Consider the following 21,067-nt stretch of genomic DNA (forward strand, 5'->3'; position numbering starts at 1 on the left):
TCCATCTCCCTATCTTTCGTAGATCATCAATGAATCTTCTTACAAGCAGGCATTCTGGCTTATGAATCATCATTTTGCTTCACCTTCCCAAGAAAAAACTCAGTGGTCATCGAAACAAAACTCCTCATTTACAGCTGCGGGACAGCATGGGATTTACACCCATTTTCCTTTTAATCGAACGAAAAATAATTTCATTCAAACTTGTAATGCAATATTTGAAATTAGTAATAAACATAACATGCTCAAATGTTCACGTCAATTTTATTTTCTGAATATAATAAACAGATACAAAAAGACCAGGCAGATAACCTGATCTTTGCTTAACTCCTTTTATCTCTCGTTATCTCGATATAGATTCCTTCACCTCCTGACGCAATAGTTTGGTAGCAGCCACCATATTAGCTAAAGCCGCTATTGTTTCTGGCTCTTTCCTTGTTTTTAAGCCACAGTCCGGATTAATCCAAAATTGATGTTTGTCTAAAACTTGTAAACTATCTCTCATGATGGCTAACATTTCTCCCTCACTCGGCACACGTGGACTATGAATATCGTATACACCTAATCCAATCCCTTTTGTATAAGGATGCACTTGAAGTGAAGAAATAAGCTCTCCATGGCTTCGTGATGTTTCAATAGAAATCACATCAGCATCTAGCGCACTAATGGGTTCTATGAAATCGTTAAATTCGCAGTAACACATATGTGTATGAATTTGTGTTGTATCTTTTACACTCGAGGTAGCAAGTTTGAAGGCATTGATTGCCCAGTCTAGGTAAGCCCCCCAATTTTCTTTACGAAGAGGTAGCCCTTCTCTTAGTGCTGGTTCATCCACTTGAATAATGGAGATACCTGCCGTTTCTAGTGCTTTCACTTCCTTACAAAGTGCTAAAGCAATTTGATAGGCCACATCTTTCCGAGAAATATCATCACGTACAAAGGACCAATTTAAAATGGTCACTGGCCCTGTCAGCATCCCTTTGACAAAGCGCTTCGTTAAGCTTTGGGCATACGCTGACTCTTTCACGGTAATGGATGAAGTCCATTCAACATCTCCATAAATAATCGGAGGCTTCACACAGCGAGAACCATACGAAACCACCCATGCTTTTTCAGTAAAGGCAAAGCCCGTCAGTTTTTCACCGAAATACTCGACCATGTCTGTCCGTTCAAATTCTCCATGAACCAGTACATCTATATCCATATCCTCCTGCAAGTGAATCCAGCGCTTTGTTTCCAGTTCAATAAATGCTTCATAGTCTGTATTCGATATTTGTTTCTTTCGCCAAGCATTCCGATTTCTCTTCACCTCATCAGATTGAGGAAAGCTACCGATTGTTGTTGTAGGGAATAGTGGTAAGGCTAACGCCTGCTGCTGTAATTTTTGACGTTGACTAAAATCACTATGTCGCTCAAAATCCTTTGTGGAGACGGATTGAACGGCTTGCTGGATCATCTTATTTTGACGAATCGGATGATTTTTTAGTGCTTCAATGGCTTTCATACTTTCTGAGAAATTATGACGTCGAGTTCCGTTTTGACCCTTTCTATATTTAGTTAGCTCAGTAATCTCTTCGATTTTTTCATCGGCAAACGCCAGTGCTTGTTTGAGAACAGGGTCCAACTTCTTTTCAAATGAAGTAGATATTGGTACATGTTGCAGGTTACTTGAAGGTTGAATCCACAATTCCTTAGCATCACTTAGTTTTTCAATTGCTTGAATCATGGCATTCGCTTCCGCTAGGTTTGAACGCCATATATCACGACCATTGACCACCCCAATGGCTAAAACTTTATCTGGAGGGAAACCATATTGTCGAAGTGACTCCATATTCCCTTTATAGCCATGTACAAAATCTAAGCCAAATCCTTGTACAGGCAGTGTAATTAATGTTTCATAGGAGCATAATGCTTCAAAGTATGTTTGTAGCATTAGTTTTGCTGCTGGAACTGTCATCATCAATTGAGCATAGATTTCTTGAACTAGCTTCAGTTCTGCTGAGTCAAGTGTCGTCACTAAAGAAGGCTCCTCTATTTGAATCCATTCGGCACCTGCATCTACTAATTCTTGAATAATCTGGGCATAGAGAGGTATTAAGGCTAATAAGTATTCGACCTGCGTTAATTTATTGTAGCCCTTAGTGAGCTTATAAAATGTATAGGGGCCAATAAGTGTCGGCTTCGCCATAATACCGAACGCTTCCTTTGCCTCTAAAAAGTCTGCTAATACCTTATTTTCTGTTAGCTGCAACGGTTGTCCTTCATACTCAGGAACAATGTAGTGATAGTTGGTATTAAACCATTTGGTCATTTCACTAGCTACTGCTGAATGATTTCCTCTCGCTACACTGTAGTAGGTATGTAAATCTACCCTTCCACCTTGCCAGTTAAAGCGCTTCGGTACTAAGCCGAACATTAAGGCAGTATCCAACATTCTATCGTACAATGTGAAATCTCCTACTGTCACCACATCTATGCCGAGTTGTAGCTGCTTTTCAATTCTTGATAAACGAATACTTTTTAGTGTAGCCTGAAAATCCTCTTCCGTTAGTTCTTGACGCCAAAATGCTTCTAATGCCTTCTTCCATTCGCGATCATCTCCGATATATGGGTAGCCAATGAGTGTACTAGTATAAGTCATCTTTCATCTCCCTTTCATCAAAAAAATTTACTTCTAGCTTGCTCTACAAATTTGGTTATCCACATGCTAGTTTCGTTGCCCTATATGAAAACCAGTGGGCTTCACTTTGCAATATTAGCATGATAAAAAGCCATTCTCCTTTTTGGAAAATGGCTGCATAGTAAAATTATTAATACAAAAACAATACGAAAAAAAAAGAACTTCCGTATACATCATCTGTTTTCGCACAGTGCCTATTGGTCACTATTCACCACCTATTTCCACGTAGGTATTTGGTGTGTACTAGAAATTGGCAGGTCTCCTGGCTTCTCATCAACACGTCTCACAGCCTTCCCAGTTTCCCAGTGGCATTTGTGATTTGCTCCGAATTACAGTTGCGGGACAGCGTCGGATTTGCACCGACTTCCCTTTTAAGCCAAACTTTCATCTGGCACCATTTCTTACACTATATTCAGTTATACCCCTACTATACCATATATTTCAGAATAGTAGAAATTGTTTTTATATAAAAATTTATCTATTTACTTTGTTTTTAATTGTCAACAACTTGACCCTTACCCTTAGTGATAATGCCTTAATGATGTTTGTTGGCTTTAAGACTACTATTTCTACTATTCGCTACCCCAAAAAATCAGATAACTAACAATGTAAAGCAGCAAAGAATTTTTCTAGACTTTTACACAATCAGGAATTCTTAGTAAAAGTTGTTTACAAACAACTTAAAAAATGATATACTTACAAAGTAAAAAATTCTTAAGGAGGTCGAATGAAATGTTCGTTATCGCTAAATTAATGTCATTGGTAGTTACAACTTCAGTAAAAATGAAAATCACACATTCGACCAGATCGGAATGGATCGCTTAAGTTTTTTGTAATTAAGTATACCCATACCGCAGGGAGAAGTGTGCCCCTGCGGTATTTTTGTGTCTTTTTTCACCGTAGAGGAGTCTCTCTGCGGTTTTTTTCATTCCTCATGGTAATTTAAGGAGGTGATAATAAATGATGTTAAACATTTTTGCTCTTACGATAACTATTACAAAACGTGAGATTTCTATTGAAAAAGCACTTCAACATGAAAATGCGAAAAAAATCTTTGAAGAGAACAGAAGAAAAGTAGAAAATTATATTCGTATTCGTCAATATTAATGTTGTAATTTTAAAAAACAGGAAAGGTGGGAATAGAAATGATTTATATGATCAAAAGACGATATGCAGTTTTATGGCTGGAGAAAGACACAACCACCAGATGAAGTAATATTTTATAATCCCTGTAAAGCTAACCCGTTCTAATCTAGGACGGGTTGCTTCAGGATATGTTTTGCACTTTTCAAGCGATTTTTTACACATACCACTTGTTGTAGTTTAAGAAAATGCGGCATTACAATGTTCGAAAAATTCTAATTCTACAAAGCGTAATTCCTCGATACTAAAATTGAATGTAGCAATTTAGCCTAATTCAATTATTCTACTCCATTAGCCATCCATGTAACAAAAAACAGCGCTTCTCAGCCAAATCCAAGGATTAGGACAACCCCTTAATCCTTTAACTGATAGAAAACCTGTTTAATTTTGCCTCAGTGCCAAGTATGGCAGTATTAAGCTCATTTCCTCGGCTATCTTGTCCCCTTCTGAAATAGAGACTGCGTAAAAAATTCTTGCTGTTCACGCGAGCAATCACCTGACTGCGACTTCTCGGCAAATTGCAGCATTGCGCTAAGCAGCTAATCCAATCAGCAATTTCTTGATGTGGAAGTAATTCTTTGTCAATCATTGTATCCACGATATTGACCAACCGCTCATCATCCTCATCACTAAAAATATGTATTCCATTATGGAGCATGCTAGATATAGCGACAAGCACCTCACGTAGCATTGCAACGCTGCTCTCCTCGCACTGCACCAGCTCAACAAAAACATCTGCACCGTGAGACGCGCTGTGAGCCCAGCCTCCTACTGAAAGGTAACCCCGCAGATCCTTCTCCTCCTTGTAATAACGGAGCATGTCTCGCATTAATTGCTCAATTTCTTCTTGAGTTAAAAATGGATTCTGTCTGTGGCGTTGTATAATCAAAGCGATAGGCAAGGCAGAAAACGTCCTTGTAAAAACTGACTGATCCTCCTCACTGCCAATTTTATAGAACAAATGGTTCTCATCCGTCAGAACAGTTAAGAGACTACGCAACTCCTCTTCACTGAACCTATTCTCTTCCTTAATCCACATATAAAACATCGGATAAATCAAGTTATCCCGCAATTCTGGCTGAGGATCACCGATATATTGAAGTAACAAAGGTAAGAAATCTTGATGCTGCTCACCTTCGCCTAACTGATACGCATTCTCCTCAATTCTTTGTAAATCCTCCATAAGTTTAAACCTTATGTCGCTCATTTTCCCATCTCCTTTAACATGAATATAATCTCTTCTATTACAATATCAGGCTCATCATGATGTATATAATGTCCACTACGACTAGCAATCCGGAACTTACTAGACGTTGACAGCCATTGGAATTCTGCTTGTAGACTTTGTTCAATTCCTAATATTTCTTGTGAGGGCCATCCACCTTCATTTTCATTAGTATCGGGTAAACCTCTTGTAATAATTGAGAGAGGGATATCACTTTGGTTTGAATAATCAACGATTTGCTTATAACTCTGTATTTTATCAATTTTCTCACTATTTAACATAGGGTTCTCGAAATATTCCCTATTTCCTGCAAGTAGATTTTCTGGTAGAACCTTTTCATAGGCAAGTTCTTTATATTCCGGTGCAGCGTCAACCAAAACCATACCACAGATGTCCAGCGGATAAAGACTGGTATACAATCTGGCGACCAATCCACCAAAGGAATGGCCTACTAATATATAAGGCTTCTCCACATCAAGCGCTTGTACCAATTCGGAGAGCTCCTCAACAAGATCACAGCAAGTTCGCGGAACAGCTACGTCTTGACTCCTGCCAATACCCGCCCTGTCATAGGACAAGGTGGACGTTTCTTCCGATATTCGATCTTGGACCTTTTTCCATGTTTCATGGCTATCGCCTAACCCGGCAATAAAGATTACGCTGGGTGTATTTTTACGATATTTATTGAACCGTATACGCCTATTATAGAAATTGATTATCTTTTTATGTCGTATCGTCATTTTAATCACCTAATTAAATTATAAGCTTTACATTATTATTTCTACAATATAAAAAAGGTCCGTTTATGCAACTAAGGGGTAATTTTCCAAAGCCCTTCATTGCCGTTAAGTGCTTAGAAAAAGGGGATAGTATTGTTTATAAAAATGGTTATTGGATTCTTTAAATATGTTAGCGCTTATATTCGGGCTGTTCTAAAATAATTGGATTTGGATTGCTAAGTACCCATTGCACTGCTAACTCGCATAGTCTCGCAGGCTCCTTATCTCCATCACCTTTGTAAAGTTCTTTCGCTAAAGTGATAGATTCCTGAAGTGCAGCGGGATGTAATGGTGTACCTAAGCTAATGTAATGGTTCAAACTTTTGAGCATTTTACGAAAATCATTATCCCAGTTGATGCCGCCATTATGTAAAATTTCGTATGAGACTTTACCAGTAATACGAATAACCTCTCCTTGTACAGTTTGGGCATGTCCTTGCGAAGCAATTAGTAAATCCCAAAGTTCATTATGTTGTGCCTGCCAGCCCTTTGTACATACTGTTATTTTAGACTTACCATCATGCGTTTTTCGCTTCTCTACAGGTGAAACATCAAATAGCTCATAAAGACGGGAAAGTGCCTCATCCGTTTCTTTCAAATATTCTTTATTAAAACCTTCTCTATGGAATTCAAAGTCTTTTCCAATTCGCTTGATAGAATTTTTCATTTCCGGCGTTACAACTATACCTGCGCTCAAAAAAATCTCAGAAACTTCCACTAGATCAACAATATTTATATTTCTACATACTGCTAAAGCTTTGTCCAAAGGCGTCTCATTCAACATATTTACCGCTCTTATATTTGCTCCTTTAGAAACCAATGTGCGCACCGCATTTGGTTTAAAAAAAGCAGCCGCAGCAAATAAAGGTGTTTCATTTTGATAATCCAAGGCTTCTATATCCGCATCTAACTCAAGAAGCAATTCAATATTCCCCCGCCAATTTATTGCCTGATTATGTAAAGCTGTTCTTTTGTAATTGTCTCTCGCATTTATATTTGCTCCCTGTTCCGCCAGCCAGCGAACCAATTCATCCGGTACATCGAAAAAGCTTAAGGCTGTTGTTTTACTATAACCGCCATATGCATCTAGCTCGCATTTGGTAAATACCGCTTGTAATGCCGCAATATCACCTGCTTCAATTAGTTCACTAAAATTTTTCGGTAACGTTTTTCTCTTCCTCGCCATATGTATTTTCCTCCTCACATTAGATTTTTGAATACAATTCATCACGTCATTTACTCACTATATACCATTCTATATTTTACCATGTTTTAATTTCTTTTTTGGCATGGAGGAGGGATTGGTTGTGTCAACTATCCATAATACTAAAAAAGGCTGTTCAATCACTGAACGTTTTGAACAGCACTCTTCTTATTCACTATGCCATTTCAGTTTTACATCCTCCTCTAAACAACCGAGTTGATTGAAATGGTTGGCAATAATATTAAAATACATATTTTCATCTGTGTTTATATCGACTTTACGAAGCACATCATTAGCGATATATGCGGCATCCTTTCCTAATGCAAAGATTGTGTTGAAGGCACGCACACGTATATTTTGGTCTAAATCAAACATAGCAGATAACAGCTCATCAGCCGGTATAGGCTCACTAAAATGAGCATATGGATCTTCATAAGTAGCACAATAAATCCGCTCTCTTGCCTCCTCAAAAGTATCACCTAGTAATACTCCTCCAGCAAAAATCCCATTATCCGATTGCGAAATATTAGCCATATTAATCTCTACAAAATGCGTATCTTTTACAATATAATGTTTATCATCTAGGTTTAGTGCAATAACATAATCATCCCACGTAGCGACTCCTCCTGGTTCAATATAAACTGCAGGACGATACAAGTATTTTGCTGTCACATCTTTGAAGAAAATCGTACATTCAGCATAAGGGCTACCAAAGCTAGATAAAACTCGTAAGGCATATCTACCTTCAAACTTTATTAGTTCGTCATACACGTAATAGCCTTCAAGATAACCCTCTATATGGGCATCATGAAAAACTAATTGGACCATTGACTCGACTGTAAACCCGTTACTCATATCTAATAAAAGCATAAAATTATTTCCTTGTTGCTCAGCATTCAAAATTTCTCCATCGTGCAATGATTGTGAAAAAACAGTTTTTGCAGACGAATGAAAGCTTTCCACAATTGCTTCACGCTCTTCATAAATAGCATTACTCATAGTTATGAACTGCTCCATTGTCACATTGCACCACTCTTGAAACTCTTTCATTAAAGTATCATTTCCAAATAGAGTTCGTTCAATCATTCCGGATTGAAACTTTTGTGGTAAGACATCTATATACGCAGTTAAATACTCGTATAAATGATCTTCAAATTCGCCATCGAACTCCTCTTCAAATGGATATGTTTGTGCTGCGTTGAATACTTCCTGACGTTCACATGTTAAGAAAAACATCATCCCACTCCTTTTAGCTGTAATGCCTGTTATTTAAAGTATATGAACGATAAAAAAATGTAGTTTTAAAGTGTCTAATATACAGGTTTCTATGCTGAGTACACACTCAGCATACTCTTGAAAAGTACTTATAGTAGACCTGTTTATGTATTGCATAAATAGCTGTTTAAAGAATATTTCATTGATTTCAAAATTTGGTTTTGGAAATTTATCTAAAATGAATATGTAGTGAATTTAGTACTATTTCTTAAAACATTATTTATTTTTGCCACAAGCCATCACGGCAGCTATTGAAATAATCACGCCCATACCCATTAAAAAATAATATCTCCTCATTTCAAAAAAACAGACCACCAAACCAAAATAATACCAAATTTTCCGCCATTTAAAAGCTCGTAGTTGTATGTAATTTTATTTCTATACCCAGCTCTATATTTAAGAAAGTTTCTACACAAGTACTTCTTTAAGCATAAGACACATTTTAATTATTTTCTCCATATAGTTTGATAAGGGTTATATAACACTGTAGCGAATAGCTATTTACTTTTATAATCATCTATAAAGCTAACCCTTTCTAATCTAGGACAGGTTGCTTCAGGAGATATTTTGCACTTTTCAAGCGATTTTTTACACATACAACTTGATGTAGTTAATGCGGCATTACAATGTTAGGGAAATCCTAATTCTATAAACGTCATTCCTCGATTTATCTTTTCATGTTGCATCGAAGACGACCGTGTAGAGACAGGGGAAATGCCAATCCAACCCTCTACCCTATTGTCTTCTTCTGCAACAAAACGCAATGTTGCATGTTGTCTTTCATCCCTTACCTGTTCACTTGGCACAATTATTTTAAAGGTTGCCAACCCTGTTTCGATTCCTTCTTTATCAATCTGTAATTCCTCTTTCAATCCTTCTTTTCCATTTTACGAATAATGAGTGTGTCCATCCTAATTCCCTCCTTATTATTTTAAAAGGACTGCTAGCTTTCGCTAACAGTCGGAATCATTAACAACATGAATTTGATGGACCGGCAAGATTTATTCCACATACACCGGTTTCAGGTAACTCCAATTCCACACGTTTTGAAGCTTCTTCATCATCTGATAAAAAAGCTGTTATGGAACGAACTTGTTCGTAGCCTGCTGCCATTAAAAAAGTTGGTGCACGTCCATAGCTTTTAGCTCCGACTATATAGAAGTCCTTTTCTGGTTGGCGTAGAATTTCTTCTCCATGTGCTCTTACTGTGCCACAACTATGCACATTTGGATCAATTAATGGTGCTAAGGAATGCGCACTTTCAGTTGCTGAATCAATGGAAAGCCGTAATTCACTGTTAATTGAAAGGTCTGGTCTACTTCCTGCATTGACAATAAGCTCTTCAAATCCTGTTAATACTTTTTGTTCTCCGTTCATTGCACCAACAATATGGATGTTCTCAACTTTCTTCACCTGTGAGATATAGAAAGGTGTTATTACTTCAATCTTACCTGTATCCACTAATTCATGAATGCGAATACCAAGTGTGCCACGGGCTGCTAATGCATCTTTTTCTTCGCCACCATAGGCTTCTTCTACAGACTTTTTACGCATAATCCACACTAGCTTGGTTGCAGGATTCTCTGTTTGTAATTCCGAAAGCGCCAATAATGTATTAATAGCTGAATGACCACCTCCAATAACTGCAATCTTCTTATTGGCATATCTCTTAGTATTCGTAGCAATGTCTGGGATACCATATTCAATGTGATTGGCTAATGCCTTTTCACTTTGTAGCCATACACCTGTAGAATTTGCTGGGTTGGGATTTCCCCATGTACCCGTTGCATCAATAACTGCTCTCGCCTCAATCATACGGATGTCATTCTCTTGTTCAATATAAATAGTAAAGGGCTGTTCAACTCGATTTTTTGTCTTCATCTTATCATTCAACTGTCGTGAAATCCCTACTACTTTTGCGTTCAACTGAATGTTCGGCTTCATTTGTACTAGCTCAGAAAAAGGCTTTAAATAAAGATCAATTAATTCATGTCCTGTCGGTAACGTATCTAAATTAGGTGCTACCCATCCGGAGTCATCTAATAAAGCTTTAGCTGCTTTATTAATATTATATCGCCATGGTGAAAATAGTGTAACATGCCCCCAGGTACGAATATTGTGTGCTATTTCACGCCCAGCCTCAAGTAAAATAAATGCTTGCTTTTGTTCCACTAAATGAGCAGCTGCAGCTAATCCAATAGGACCTGCGCCAATTATGACAATCGGTAAATTCTTGTTGGATTTATTAACACTCTTCTGTACTTCAATATCCTTTGTAGTAGTACAACAAGAGCCATTTTGGTTGATTATATTTAGTGTTTTCATTATTACCTTCTCCTCTTTTTCTTTATATAAGCATTCTCTTATATATAATATATTTTTTACGTCTAGCAGTTAGCTAGACGTTTAAACTTTGCATGTGTAATTAACACATTTCACATATCGTTTATCAATTTCTTTTACAGCACTTTTAAATTGCAACCATGTCGAAGCGCCGTAACAATCCAAGGCTTCTTCAAAAAAATCAAAAGCGAACTCTTTGGCCTGACTCAATGTGTGCTCTCTACTATTCATAATAACTATTAAATAAGCGATAAAATAGTCTAGAGTTCATACGCTAGCATGAATCACTGTCATTTTTAATCCTCCATTCAATTACAGCTCATCAGCTACAAATTGCTCAATGCGTTTGCCGATTGCATCACGTACATTTTGGAATACAGTCCATTTCTCTTCATCTGTTCCTGTCGCTTTCGCTGGATCTTCAAATCCCCAATGCTCACGACGTACGTGCGGTGGAGTCATTGGGCATTTATCAGCGGCATCACCGCATAACGTAACAACTAATGTGGCATTGTTTAATGTCTCAAAATCAATTAAATCTGATGTGTGATCCGAAATATCAACCCCTACCTCTGCCATCGCTTTAATGGCCTTCGGATTTACGCCATGTGCTTCGATCCCAGCACTTTCTACAGTCCAATTAGTAGGGAGTAATTTTTTTGCCCATCCTTCAGCCATTTGACTTCGGCATGAGTTCCCCGTACATAAGAAATAAAGTGTATTTGTCATAAAAATTGCTCCTTACAATTCAACGGTTTTAAAGTATTTTTTCTGCCAACGTAAGGCAACCCATACAAGTCCGATGAGAACAGGTACTTCTACAAGTGGACCAATAACAGCAGCAAATGCCACGCCACTGTGAAGGCCAAACACGCCAACTGCCACGGCGATCGCTAGCTCGAAGTTGTTACTTGCAGCTGTAAAAGAAAGAGCTGCTGTGACAGGATAAGAAGCACCTGCTTTACGAGAAGAGAAGAATGACACAGCAAACATCACCACAAAGTAAATAAATAATGGAATAGCAATTCGCACTACATCAAGTGGCAGTTCTACTAATTGCTCACCCTTTAAAGCAAACATCATCATAATCGTAAATAACAGTGCAATTAAAGTAAGTGGTGAAATCTTTGGCAAGAACTTTTCTTCATACCACTGTTTCCCTTTTGTTTTAATCCCTATCCATCGTGTGAGGAACCCTGCAGCAAACGGGATACCTAAGTAAATAAGTACACTCTTAGTAATCTCCCACATAGAAATGGATACATGGAAATTCTCTAAACCAAACCAACCAGGCAATACATTTAAGAAAAAATAAGCAAAAATAGAATATGTCACGATTTGAAAGATGGAGTTAAAAGCAACGAGTCCAGCGACGTATTCCCGGTCTCCACGGGCTAAATCGTTCCATACAATGACCATTGCTATACAGCGAGCTAAGCCAATCATAATGAGTCCAGCCATATATTCAGGATAATCATGCAGGAAGATGATGGCTAAAAAGAACATTAAGAACGGTCCGAGTAACCAGTTTTGAAAAAGGGATAGCAAAAGCACCTTCCAATCCTTAAACACGCGCCACATTTCTTCATATTTTACTTTCGCTAATGGTGGATACATCATAACAATTAACCCTATTGCAATCGGTATGGACGTTGTACCAATAGACATGGCCTCTAATGCTTCGCCGATATTGGGCATGGTGATACTTAATACGACACCGATACCCATTGCAACGAATATCCAAAGGGTAAGGTAACGATCTAGAAAAGAAAGCTGTTTGGTTAAAGATTCATTACGCATGATCAGTCCCTCCTATATGGCAACAATCTGTGCCACAGTTGCACCCGTTTAAAGGTTGAATTTGTTCTAAAATCCCCTTCATCAATGGCGTTTGATCCTCTACTAAACGGTAATGTTTCCAAGTCCCTACTTTTCGTTCCGTAATAATGCCTGCCTCCTTTAATTTTCGTAGATGCTGACTAACGGCTGGTTGTGATATTCCTAACACCTCCACAAAATCACATACACATACCTCCCCATTTTTCATGCATGCAAGTAATTTAATGCGATTCAAATCTGCTGCTGCTTTTAATTGTTTTTCAATTAGTGTATTTTCCATGTATCTGCACTCCTTATATAACTATTTACTTATATATTATTTTAAATAAAATCACCTAACCAATTCAGGTGAATAAATTTTTATATAACTATACACTTATATTATGTACACTGATTGGAAATTGCAATAAAAATTTTTATAGATATTAAAAATTATTGTGTTGTAAACAAAACAAAGCACCGCTTCTTAGTTACTGTGCTTTGTTTTGTTTAACCATTATTCCATTACTGTCTGACCAAAGTACATATTCATCCTGAAACGAAACCTATAGATACCTGTTTTTTTGGTGCGAATACACAAGGCTATTCCATTTTTTCGGAGTTATTTCTAATGGAAAATCTTCTATAAGTAAGAAGGTTAAGCATCCACCGTCAGAACTCTTTTATTAAAATATGAACTAAGTAAATATTAATATTCGAATTTTAGTTAATAATTTTCTTTTTCCTAACCGTTTTTTCAAACCATCCAAATGCAACTTCTGCCTCAATATATTCATTGTCTGGTGCAACTAAAAAAATGACAAATGATTCACCCGATGGGAAAATATATTTTCCATCTTCATCACTAACTAAAGTACTTTGCGGGGGTACTATTCGCTTAAACGCATTGATTCCATTCTTAGGTAGTCCATTAACAAGTTCAGCAAATTTGATGTTCACCTCCGGCTTTGGAAGTGGAGAAATGGCTGTGTTTGAAGGTGTCACATTTTTCGAAACCATTGGATTTCCAGGTGGAATTGCGTTAAACCAGATTTCAGCTACAAAAGGTTGATTTGAGTGATTCGTTATGGTAAACGCATTGACAAATAGATCTACATTTGAATGATGGGGGTTACTTAAACTACCCCAAGCATTTTTTCCTTGTCCGAAACAAATCGCTTCAGTTTGTCCTACAAAATATCTCCCCTGTAATGATTGATATAATGGATTAGGTATATTAACAGCCTTAATCATTCGATCATGATTCATCATAAGAACAACACTCCTTTCTACAATTTATGTAAATTAATATAAAATGTGCAGATAAAGATTTTTCTGAAACAAAAATGTTGAACAGACGAATAATTAGCTTCATTATATTTTTTCATGAAAAAATATAACTCTAGAATTAAATATCTATTTAAAATTATTCATGAATACAAAAATGAATAGTGAACTTTGTATGTAAACACACCCCTCACTTCCAACTTATGAATAAGTTATGGAGAGGAGTTGATAAAAAATTGAGTGAGAATAAAACTAGAAAAAATGCTACTAATAATGAAATAGATCAATTTTATAAAGCTGTAGATGATTTCAATGAGGCAGCGAGTGCTTTTTTCCGTATACCCATTTTTTTTAGCCACCAAAACCTATTTACTCTGGGACCATCGCAACCACCATTATCACAAGAGCAGCGATTCATTATTCGCATGTTTAATGAAATAAAAGAGGTGCTTCTTTTCCCTAGAACACTACCAAATACAGACCAGTATCCTAACACCACTTTAGAAAATGTCCGTAGAATTGTAAACTCTAGTTACGGAACTATAGCTGCCCTTTTAAAACCAACACGTCGTACGGATCAATTAGAGCCCTATTCACCTTTCATGCAAATAGAACCTTCCATGTCTTTTCAACACGGGCTCCCTTTGCTTCTTGTGAAACAAAGTACTATTAAAGCTGGGGGGATTTGGGGTGATGCGGGACCCCTTGCACCCTTCACTCCATTAATTTGGTTTTCTGAAACAACGACAGTAGATGAATTTTTTGAAAGTGTAGCATGGAAAGAAGCACTGCAGAATTGGGCAGGGCAAGTTAGAAGTGGCTATTTTATTCAGACTAATCCGGAATTTAAATATACATGCGATGACTAAAACTGGGTTTCCTATAAATTAATTGGACGTATAAACAAGAAGGATCACTTGTCGCGCAATGTGGTCTTTCTTATCTATAGTATATGTTGTTCATTTGTGAACCATTTGAAAGTGTTTTTACTACATTAAAATATCCATACATAAGGTGATTGTTCATGTCTAATACTCTTTACTACATATTATAAATAGAAAGGGGATAAGTTCTTGTATGGATAATTGTCGGTATAATAGTAGATTGTCAACATTTAGAGCATGCGATAACTCCGGACCATTTATGGCTACAGAAACCAACTGTATAAACCCTTCTTCTCCTACTGATAACACTATAATTGCATTCTCAACTGGAAATTCAACATCACATATTCAAGCTCTAGTTGGACTTGCAAGTAGTATAGGGTTCGGTACTGCAAATACCGTTTCGATTATAAATAATGTCATTAACTTAAATGGAAACACGAGTGAAGCCTTCACAGTTCCTAGTGATGGTAACATTACAGCTATCTCAGCGTCATTTTCTCCATTAGGATCATTACCTTTAGTAGAAGGATCTGTTACAATCCGAGCTCAAATTTTTCATGCACCCGTTGGAAGTAATATGTTCACTGGTACAAGTGCCTTTGTTGATTTAACTCCCCCTATAACATTACCAGTAGTAACCTTCGGACAAATTGCTTTCGCATCAAGTAATATTTCACCCTTATCTATATCAGTTGGAGATTGTTTATTAATGGTATTTTATATCTCATCAATAATGGTAAACTTCCCAGTTAATTTAATTGGTACTGCAAGTGCAGGTATTCATATAGTAACTAAAAAATAATTCAACTTCACCTACTGTTATTTAGGATAATGAAGGTGATTGAGTTCTATTTATTCCTTCAATCATTGTATGTATAAAATATTTATAATCCATAATGAACCACTCAGGAGATTGCAAAGAAATACGGGGTTTCACATCGAACCATTATTCGCTATTGAATGGAACTGAGTGAGAGCTGAGGGATGTCTAAACTGGCCCCAGCAAAACTACACCACAGTTAGTAGTAACTACTAAACTGTGGTGTAGTGTTAATTTGGTGTTCACTTTACTTTTATCATTTTAAAATCTATCCTAATTTTCTATTTCACTTTAACCCCTGTGGAAACCTAAATACATTCAAGGGATCATACTTACTTTTTACTCGATTCAACCTCTGTGCATTGCCTCCGAAATACTCTTTCTCAAAATTTTTAAGATGACTAATGGGAAAGTTCACATAGGAACCTTTTGTCATCTTTTTAATAATTTCAAAGCGTTCACGAACCCATTCCTGATTTCCCTTAGCATACCTATCGTCTATCCATACAGACTGAATGCCCATGATATATTTAGCATCTCTATAGTAAAAGGCCGTTTCATTTTTATCTATGTTATTGATTGCTCCCCCTAGTGCATAAAAGGATATAGCTGCATAAACTGAACCATTGGGAGGGCTTTCCACAAGTCTTCCAATATTTTCGAGCTCATCGGATGTATAGCTCCTTTGAACAAACCTACCCGTTGATTTAAATTTTTCAAACGGTGGATAAGTTGCCTCTACCCTTTTCACTGCTTCTAGAAAGGATAATTCTTCTAAGTTCATTCGAAAACCCTCTATTTTTGCAAAAGGTTGTAAAATTTTCTTTGCCAATCTTGAAGAACCGTAAAAAAATCCTGTTGCAAAAATACCTAACCCTTCTTCCTCAGTGTTATAAAAGCTTGCAACCAAAGTCATTCGTTTATCCAATTCAGGTAACCAGTTTTGCCAAATATCCATAACTTCTAGTTGCTTAGCCTTTGTAGTATTTACATAAAAGAATCTAATTAATGTGACAGGGCCTTTTATTGGTTTTGGTAACTGAAAAGTCATGCTTACAACCACCCCAAAATTACCTCCACCAGCACCACGACAAGCCCAGAAAAGATCAGAGTTGCAATTTTTATTTGCCTTTATGATTCTTCCCTCAAAATCTACCAATTCAAGTTCAATCAAACTGTCACACCCTAGACCATAAAGTCGACTGGAGAATCCCCAACCTCCACCCAGTGTAAAGCCAGAAACTCCAACGGTCGGGCAAGTTCCCCCTGGAAAAACATATCCATTTGAACCTATAAAATCATATACGTCTGAATTTTTTGCTCCTGCTTCGATTGTTAATACATCTTCCTTCTTCTCCAAACTCATTGCATTTAAGCGACTTATATCAATTACCAATACAAAATCACCAGAGGAATATCCCTCATAATGATGTCCACCCGACCTAATGCGAATTCCGATGCAATGTCTACGTGCCCAAAGAACGGCGTTAACAACATCCTGCTTTATTTCACAATATACAATTACCAGCGGGAATTTCTGATTAGCTCGATTCCATTCTTGTCGTGCTTCATCATAATTAGGATTTTTTATCGTTATCACTTCACCTGTTAATCCTTTTAAAAGCTTAAAATCTTGTTCCATTTCAGTCACCTCTACTAATACAATAATAGTTTTTTATTATCGTATTCTTTGGCTTCAAAAGGGTGTAGGTATTAGGGACGTATGATTGAAGTTCTCAGGGGTATCAATCACTTCAAAAGTTGTGCTCGAAAACAAGTAGATTTTTATACTATTAATAATTTGTTTGTAATTAGGATAAATTCTAACCTTACCTACAATAAAACTAGAAATTTACCTATTAACTTAATAACTTTAAAGTATCAGATAAAAAGAATATTAAATATGAATCCTACATATATTGATTTTAATATTGCTTGAAAACAGGAGTCTATTATTAGCCTAATCATGAAATTATAAAATAAGCGAAAATTATCTATAAAGATAGGATGATGACAATAATTGATAAATCGCTTCTTGCTATGGTTATTTTACGTGTATTATCTGGAAGTATTGAAGTTAGTGCTGGATTGTTAATGCTGAAGCTGAATAACTTGGAAAAAGCATTCTATATTAATACAATGCTTGCTTTGTTTGGCCCAACCGTTTTAATTGTCACGACTGCAATTGCATTATTTGGATTAGCTGATAAAATTCCTGTGACGAGAATCATTTGCCTATTTACGGGAATTACCCTTATTATAATAAGCTCACATATTAAGTAATAATAAATGAATCTAAAAAAGCACTTTCCAGGAAAGCGCCCTTATATATTAAAACTAACTCTTCTCTTTAAAAAGTCATAACATCTACCTCAAACCGTCCCATCATTTTCTAATTTTATATGAATCACTTCTTGTAGAAGCCTTTGGAGGATAGAAGCAACATTGAACGCATCATCCAGAATACCCATTAAGATACCAAGTACATTCACTACAAAACTATGTCCTATTCTATCCCTCTATAATTTCGTATAAAAAAAGGGATTCGCACCGATAACCGAAGTACGACCAAATCCCTATTTTTTCGAAAATCGCATTAGAAGTTTAAATAGTGAAGTTTTGTAGACTTTCTGAACTTAGACTATATGAAATCACTTTCTCCTTACGCTTCCTGACTACATCCACATGATTGTCGTAGGGAAAAATTAAGAAATTCACATCTTTTTTACCACTTTTTAAGTTGATGATAAAAGGTGTAACATTCGTCTCAGGCTGTAAAAATAATTTTTCATTGCCCGGAAATATATAATATTTTTTCAAAAAGATAGCTTTGTTAAAAAAGTCTATAAATCTTATTTTTTCTCTCTCTTCTAAATTCTTTCCCTTAAATGAGATCGTAACCTCTTTTGAGTCGAGTTCTTTATGAAGCTCAAATTTATTTACTAGCCACGCCACAGCTATACTTGGTGGGCTCATTAACAATTTAATAATAGATCCAATCACTATTGTAATTATCAATCCCGTTGTCATATCCTATCAACTCTTTCAGCTATTTTTTCTTAATAGCTACTACTATATTAATAATTTCATTTCTCATTAATCAGTAATTACGCTATATTGATGTTTATCATCCACCTTTCAATGATAAGGGATTTATATTATTTATCACCCTCCAATTTTTAATTTTTTTGACCATCCACTTATGTACTAATAACATCTCTGGTATGTCATGTATCGAAGTAAATCTAATACTTCTAATACCCTATTAATCCAGCAAAATATAAAAAGCCCAAAACTTTTTGTCCTTTTTAAGACAATTCGTTTTGGACATTCCTTTTTATCATTGGTAGATTAAGATTCTGCTCTTATCGAATTAAGAAACTTCATTCATGGTGCTTCTTCATCAGCCGAGGGACCGTAGCTGCCGGGCACCGGAATATTGAGAAGGCGTAAATATACTCCGATTTGCGCTCTATGGTGAATCATATGGCTTAATCCAAAGGTACGGAACGCCATGGCTCGTGGCTGACTGCGGATGATATGTTCACCTTGACGTAATGTCCATTCTTCAGCAAGCAGCTTCTCGTTACATTCAGCTAGCAACTTTTCAAGCTTGTCTACGTTTTCATCAAATTCATTCAGAATGGAAGCTTGCTTATCTATTGGCTCCCTTCTCAGCGGTACTGTCAAAAGATCAAACTCTGAGTGCTGAAGTATTGCGATTTGCCAGTTCAGTAAGTTGATTAAATGTGTGGCTAACCCACCAAGTGTCATCGATTTCTCGTGCGGCTTCCACGACAGGTGCTCCTCAGGCAAACGTTCCAAAATGCGGCGTGTAGCGGCTAATTCATGCAATGTGTCGCCGATAATCAGTTGTTTAATCATAGATTCCTCTCCTCCCTTTTGGTTAGCATACTATAAATTCCATTCAAATAGAAAGCTCTCACTAGACTTGGCTTTATGCTTACGGCAATAAAAAGAAGCTGTAATCACAGCTTCTTTCATAAAAAAACTATAGCCACTCCGCACTATTATCAGCAAGTCCTTGCAGCTCATTCATAAAGATACCTGCATGATAACCATCACAAACGGCATGATGAAATTGTAGGGAGATTGGTAGGTGGTACTCCCCATTTATACGCGTATACTGAGCGCCGGTTATAATTGGTAGTAGGTAATCTCCACCATTATGAATGTTCAAATTAAATCCAGTAAAGGAACACCAAGGAATCATAGAGATTGGGATATTGTTTTCTGGCACAGGCATTTTTGGAAACATTCGACCTGTACCTTTATACATATCTACATCTTGCTCGTATTGTTTGTGAAATTCAGAAAATGGAGTTAAATTGGATGTCCAAACGCAAGAAAATGTGCACGACTGTTTTTCAAAAATTGTGTAAGATGGTAACATTTCCGTCCAATAACCTAATTGCCCTTCTTCGTTAAAGTTAGTTCTGAATTCTTGATGAGCATTGACTATTTTAGTCATCATAAAAATAAACGCGGGATATAGCTTAAAATTCTTTTTCTTTAAATTCTCCATCAAAACAGTAATATTAATTTCATTCGTTATACTAAAGGTTGTTTGTTGTTGTAAATAGTGTTCAAAATACTCTTTGCGGTGCCAATTCTCACGGTCAATCAAATTAAATTCCATTTTTTACGCCTCCTAAAATGTTTTATTGGATTTAGGAGGCAATTTTCACTGCTTTTTTCATTTAAATCATCCTTTTTTCTAAATGAAATATGAGAACAGTATAAGGATATGTGATGGGATAGTCAATTATCATCATAATACTAGAGCTTCTTAATAGCAAAATTTGTCGTAAAAAACCGAATTTCGAGAGGGGCTTTTACTTGCGTATATACATAACATTTAATATGCAATATTGAGAAAGTAAATGGAGACGAATCCATTTTTGAAGGAGACTCCCTAGACCACAAAAAAACACAGAAGTCCCATGGACCTCTGCGTTACTTGCTCTCCTTAATAAGTGCCTTCATATCTCCAACGATTGTTTCAACTGGTACGTTCGTCGCGCCATCATAGTCTTTTACAACTGTGCCGTCTGCATTCACTAAATAATAGCTCGACATATGTATGACTTGGTCTGAGTTAGGATCATTTTTGACTAAAGAATTGAATGATTTACGTGCAAATTGCTCGATAAATTTTTGCTGATAACCTGTTAGTAGCTGCCACTTGCTTTCATCTGCAACGTTATACGTATTTAGGTAGTTTGTTAATACATCTGGCTTATCCACTTCTGGATCTACACTAAATGCAACAATTTGATAATCTTCAAGGCCTTCATCCTGCAGTGCCTGCTGTACCTCTGTCATATTAAATGTCATGGGCGGACAGATTGTTGTACAGTTTGTAAAAATAAACATAGCCAACCACGGCTTGCCCTTTAAATCATCCAGGCTTACCTGTTCATTTTTTTGATTGGTTACATTAAAATCTTGAACCTCAATGTTTAAAGATGGCTCAAATTTATAACTTCCGCAAGCAGCTAAAATGCTACTGATTGCTAGTACTAAAACTAGCAGTATGCTTTTCTTTTTCATTTGTATTGCACACATCCCTTCATTTCTTCACCTTA

20 protein-coding genes and 2 riboswitches are annotated in these 21,067 nt (G+C 36.6%); of the genes, 4 read left to right on the forward strand and 16 right to left on the reverse strand.

Translation table 11 applies throughout. The features are described 5' to 3' along the window. Positions 1-27: 27 nt before the first annotated feature. A riboswitch (cobalamin riboswitch) is annotated at positions 28-220 on the reverse strand. A 120-nt stretch (positions 221-340) separates the two neighbouring features. Further along, positions 341-2,638: a 5-methyltetrahydropteroyltriglutamate--homocysteine S-methyltransferase gene (gene metE, locus AC3CH7_RS08225; protein ID WP_036163729.1), complete on the reverse strand. Its 2,298-nt coding sequence runs from the start codon at positions 2,636-2,638 to the stop codon at positions 341-343. A 274-nt stretch (positions 2,639-2,912) separates the two neighbouring features. After that, positions 2,913-3,091, reverse strand: a riboswitch (cobalamin riboswitch). Between the two features lie 546 nt (positions 3,092-3,637). On the opposite strand from metE, the gene AC3CH7_RS08230 reads away from it, so the two are divergent. Further along, positions 3,638-3,784: a YrzI family small protein gene (locus AC3CH7_RS08230; protein WP_080695201.1), complete on the forward strand. Its 147-nt coding sequence runs from the start codon at positions 3,638-3,640 to the stop codon at positions 3,782-3,784. A gap of 397 nt (positions 3,785-4,181) precedes the next feature. On the opposite strand, the gene AC3CH7_RS08235 is transcribed toward AC3CH7_RS08230, so the two are convergent. From AC3CH7_RS08235 to AC3CH7_RS08280, 10 genes are all read right to left on the reverse strand, one after another. Beyond that, positions 4,182-5,027: a DUF2785 domain-containing protein gene (locus AC3CH7_RS08235; protein WP_426388675.1), complete on the reverse strand. Its 846-nt coding sequence runs from the start codon at positions 5,025-5,027 to the stop codon at positions 4,182-4,184. Further along, positions 5,024-5,785, reverse strand: coding sequence for an alpha/beta fold hydrolase (locus AC3CH7_RS08240; protein WP_207889108.1), 762 nt, complete (start codon positions 5,783-5,785; stop codon positions 5,024-5,026). The genes AC3CH7_RS08235 and AC3CH7_RS08240 overlap by 4 nt, the downstream gene beginning before the upstream one ends. 169 nt (positions 5,786-5,954) lie before the next feature. Further along, on the reverse strand, positions 5,955-7,010 hold the full coding sequence (locus tag AC3CH7_RS08245) for an ankyrin repeat domain-containing protein (protein WP_325881485.1): 1,056 nt from the start codon (positions 7,008-7,010) through the stop codon (positions 5,955-5,957). 186 nt (positions 7,011-7,196) lie between these two features. After that, positions 7,197-8,264 carry a DUF4085 family protein gene (locus tag AC3CH7_RS08250; protein ID WP_488381676.1) on the reverse strand — a complete coding sequence of 356 codons (1,068 nt, stop codon included), beginning with the start codon at positions 8,262-8,264 and terminating at the stop codon, positions 7,197-7,199. Positions 8,265-8,932: 668 nt separating this feature from the next. Further along, on the reverse strand, positions 8,933-9,175 hold the full coding sequence (locus AC3CH7_RS08255) for a GNAT family N-acetyltransferase (protein WP_289448964.1): 243 nt from the start codon (positions 9,173-9,175) through the stop codon (positions 8,933-8,935). 97 nt (positions 9,176-9,272) lie between these two features. After that, positions 9,273-10,628, reverse strand: coding sequence for an NAD(P)-binding domain-containing protein (locus AC3CH7_RS08260; protein WP_200990356.1), 1,356 nt, complete (start codon positions 10,626-10,628; stop codon positions 9,273-9,275). Between the two features lie 330 nt (positions 10,629-10,958). Further along, on the reverse strand, positions 10,959-11,375 hold the full coding sequence (gene arsC, locus AC3CH7_RS08265) for an arsenate reductase (thioredoxin) (protein WP_036161757.1): 417 nt from the start codon (positions 11,373-11,375) through the stop codon (positions 10,959-10,961). A gap of 12 nt (positions 11,376-11,387) precedes the next feature. Then, positions 11,388-12,446: an ACR3 family arsenite efflux transporter gene (arsB, locus tag AC3CH7_RS08270; RefSeq protein ID WP_036161760.1), complete on the reverse strand. Its 1,059-nt coding sequence runs from the start codon at positions 12,444-12,446 to the stop codon at positions 11,388-11,390. After that, entirely contained in the window at positions 12,439-12,765 is a 327-nt protein-coding gene (locus tag AC3CH7_RS08275; protein ID WP_012294603.1) for an ArsR/SmtB family transcription factor, read from the reverse strand. The genes arsB and AC3CH7_RS08275 overlap by 8 nt, the downstream gene beginning before the upstream one ends. Positions 12,766-13,187: 422 nt before the next feature. Continuing rightward, positions 13,188-13,736 (reverse strand): DUF6143 family protein, encoded by a 549-nt coding sequence (locus tag AC3CH7_RS08280; RefSeq protein WP_012294604.1) that lies wholly within the window; start codon positions 13,734-13,736, stop codon positions 13,188-13,190. A 251-nt stretch (positions 13,737-13,987) separates the two neighbouring features. On the opposite strand from AC3CH7_RS08280, the gene AC3CH7_RS08285 reads away from it, so the two are divergent. Together AC3CH7_RS08285 and AC3CH7_RS08290 are read left to right on the forward strand one after the other, a co-directional pair. Continuing rightward, on the forward strand, positions 13,988-14,620 hold the full coding sequence (locus AC3CH7_RS08285) for a hypothetical protein (protein WP_004229970.1): 633 nt from the start codon (positions 13,988-13,990) through the stop codon (positions 14,618-14,620). 235 nt (positions 14,621-14,855) lie between these two features. After that, positions 14,856-15,440, forward strand: coding sequence for a hypothetical protein (locus tag AC3CH7_RS08290; RefSeq protein ID WP_236249523.1), 585 nt, complete (start codon positions 14,856-14,858; stop codon positions 15,438-15,440). 304 nt (positions 15,441-15,744) lie between these two features. Here the strand turns inward: AC3CH7_RS08290 and AC3CH7_RS08295 are convergent, their stop codons facing one another. Then, a complete protein-coding gene (locus AC3CH7_RS08295; RefSeq protein ID WP_036161765.1) occupies positions 15,745-17,100 on the reverse strand; it encodes an FAD-binding oxidoreductase in 1,356 nt (451 codons plus the stop codon). A 365-nt stretch (positions 17,101-17,465) separates the two neighbouring features. Here AC3CH7_RS08295 and AC3CH7_RS08300 point away from each other — a divergent pair, with 365 nt between their 5' ends. Then, positions 17,466-17,741 carry a YqhV family protein gene (locus tag AC3CH7_RS08300; protein ID WP_012294608.1) on the forward strand — a complete coding sequence of 92 codons (276 nt, stop codon included), beginning with the start codon at positions 17,466-17,468 and terminating at the stop codon, positions 17,739-17,741. 321 nt (positions 17,742-18,062) lie between these two features. Here the strand turns inward: AC3CH7_RS08300 and AC3CH7_RS08305 are convergent, their stop codons facing one another. The 4 genes from AC3CH7_RS08305 to AC3CH7_RS08320 form a co-directional block, all read right to left on the reverse strand. Continuing rightward, positions 18,063-18,488: a YfmQ family protein gene (locus AC3CH7_RS08305; RefSeq protein WP_031416018.1), complete on the reverse strand. Its 426-nt coding sequence runs from the start codon at positions 18,486-18,488 to the stop codon at positions 18,063-18,065. 357 nt (positions 18,489-18,845) lie between these two features. Continuing rightward, positions 18,846-19,343: a DinB family protein gene (locus AC3CH7_RS08310; RefSeq protein WP_031416019.1), complete on the reverse strand. Its 498-nt coding sequence runs from the start codon at positions 19,341-19,343 to the stop codon at positions 18,846-18,848. A gap of 127 nt (positions 19,344-19,470) precedes the next feature. Then, the gene (gene catA, locus AC3CH7_RS08315) at positions 19,471-20,118 is read right to left on the reverse strand and encodes a type A chloramphenicol O-acetyltransferase (RefSeq protein ID WP_036163740.1); all 648 of its coding nucleotides are present in this window, start codon (positions 20,116-20,118) and stop codon (positions 19,471-19,473) included. 317 nt (positions 20,119-20,435) lie between these two features. After that, complete coding sequence (locus tag AC3CH7_RS08320) at positions 20,436-21,032, reverse strand: SCO family protein (RefSeq protein WP_012294613.1); 597 nt, start codon at positions 21,030-21,032, stop codon at positions 20,436-20,438. Positions 21,033-21,067: the final 35 nt, after the last annotated feature.

The organism is Lysinibacillus sp. F12, assembly GCF_057773605.1.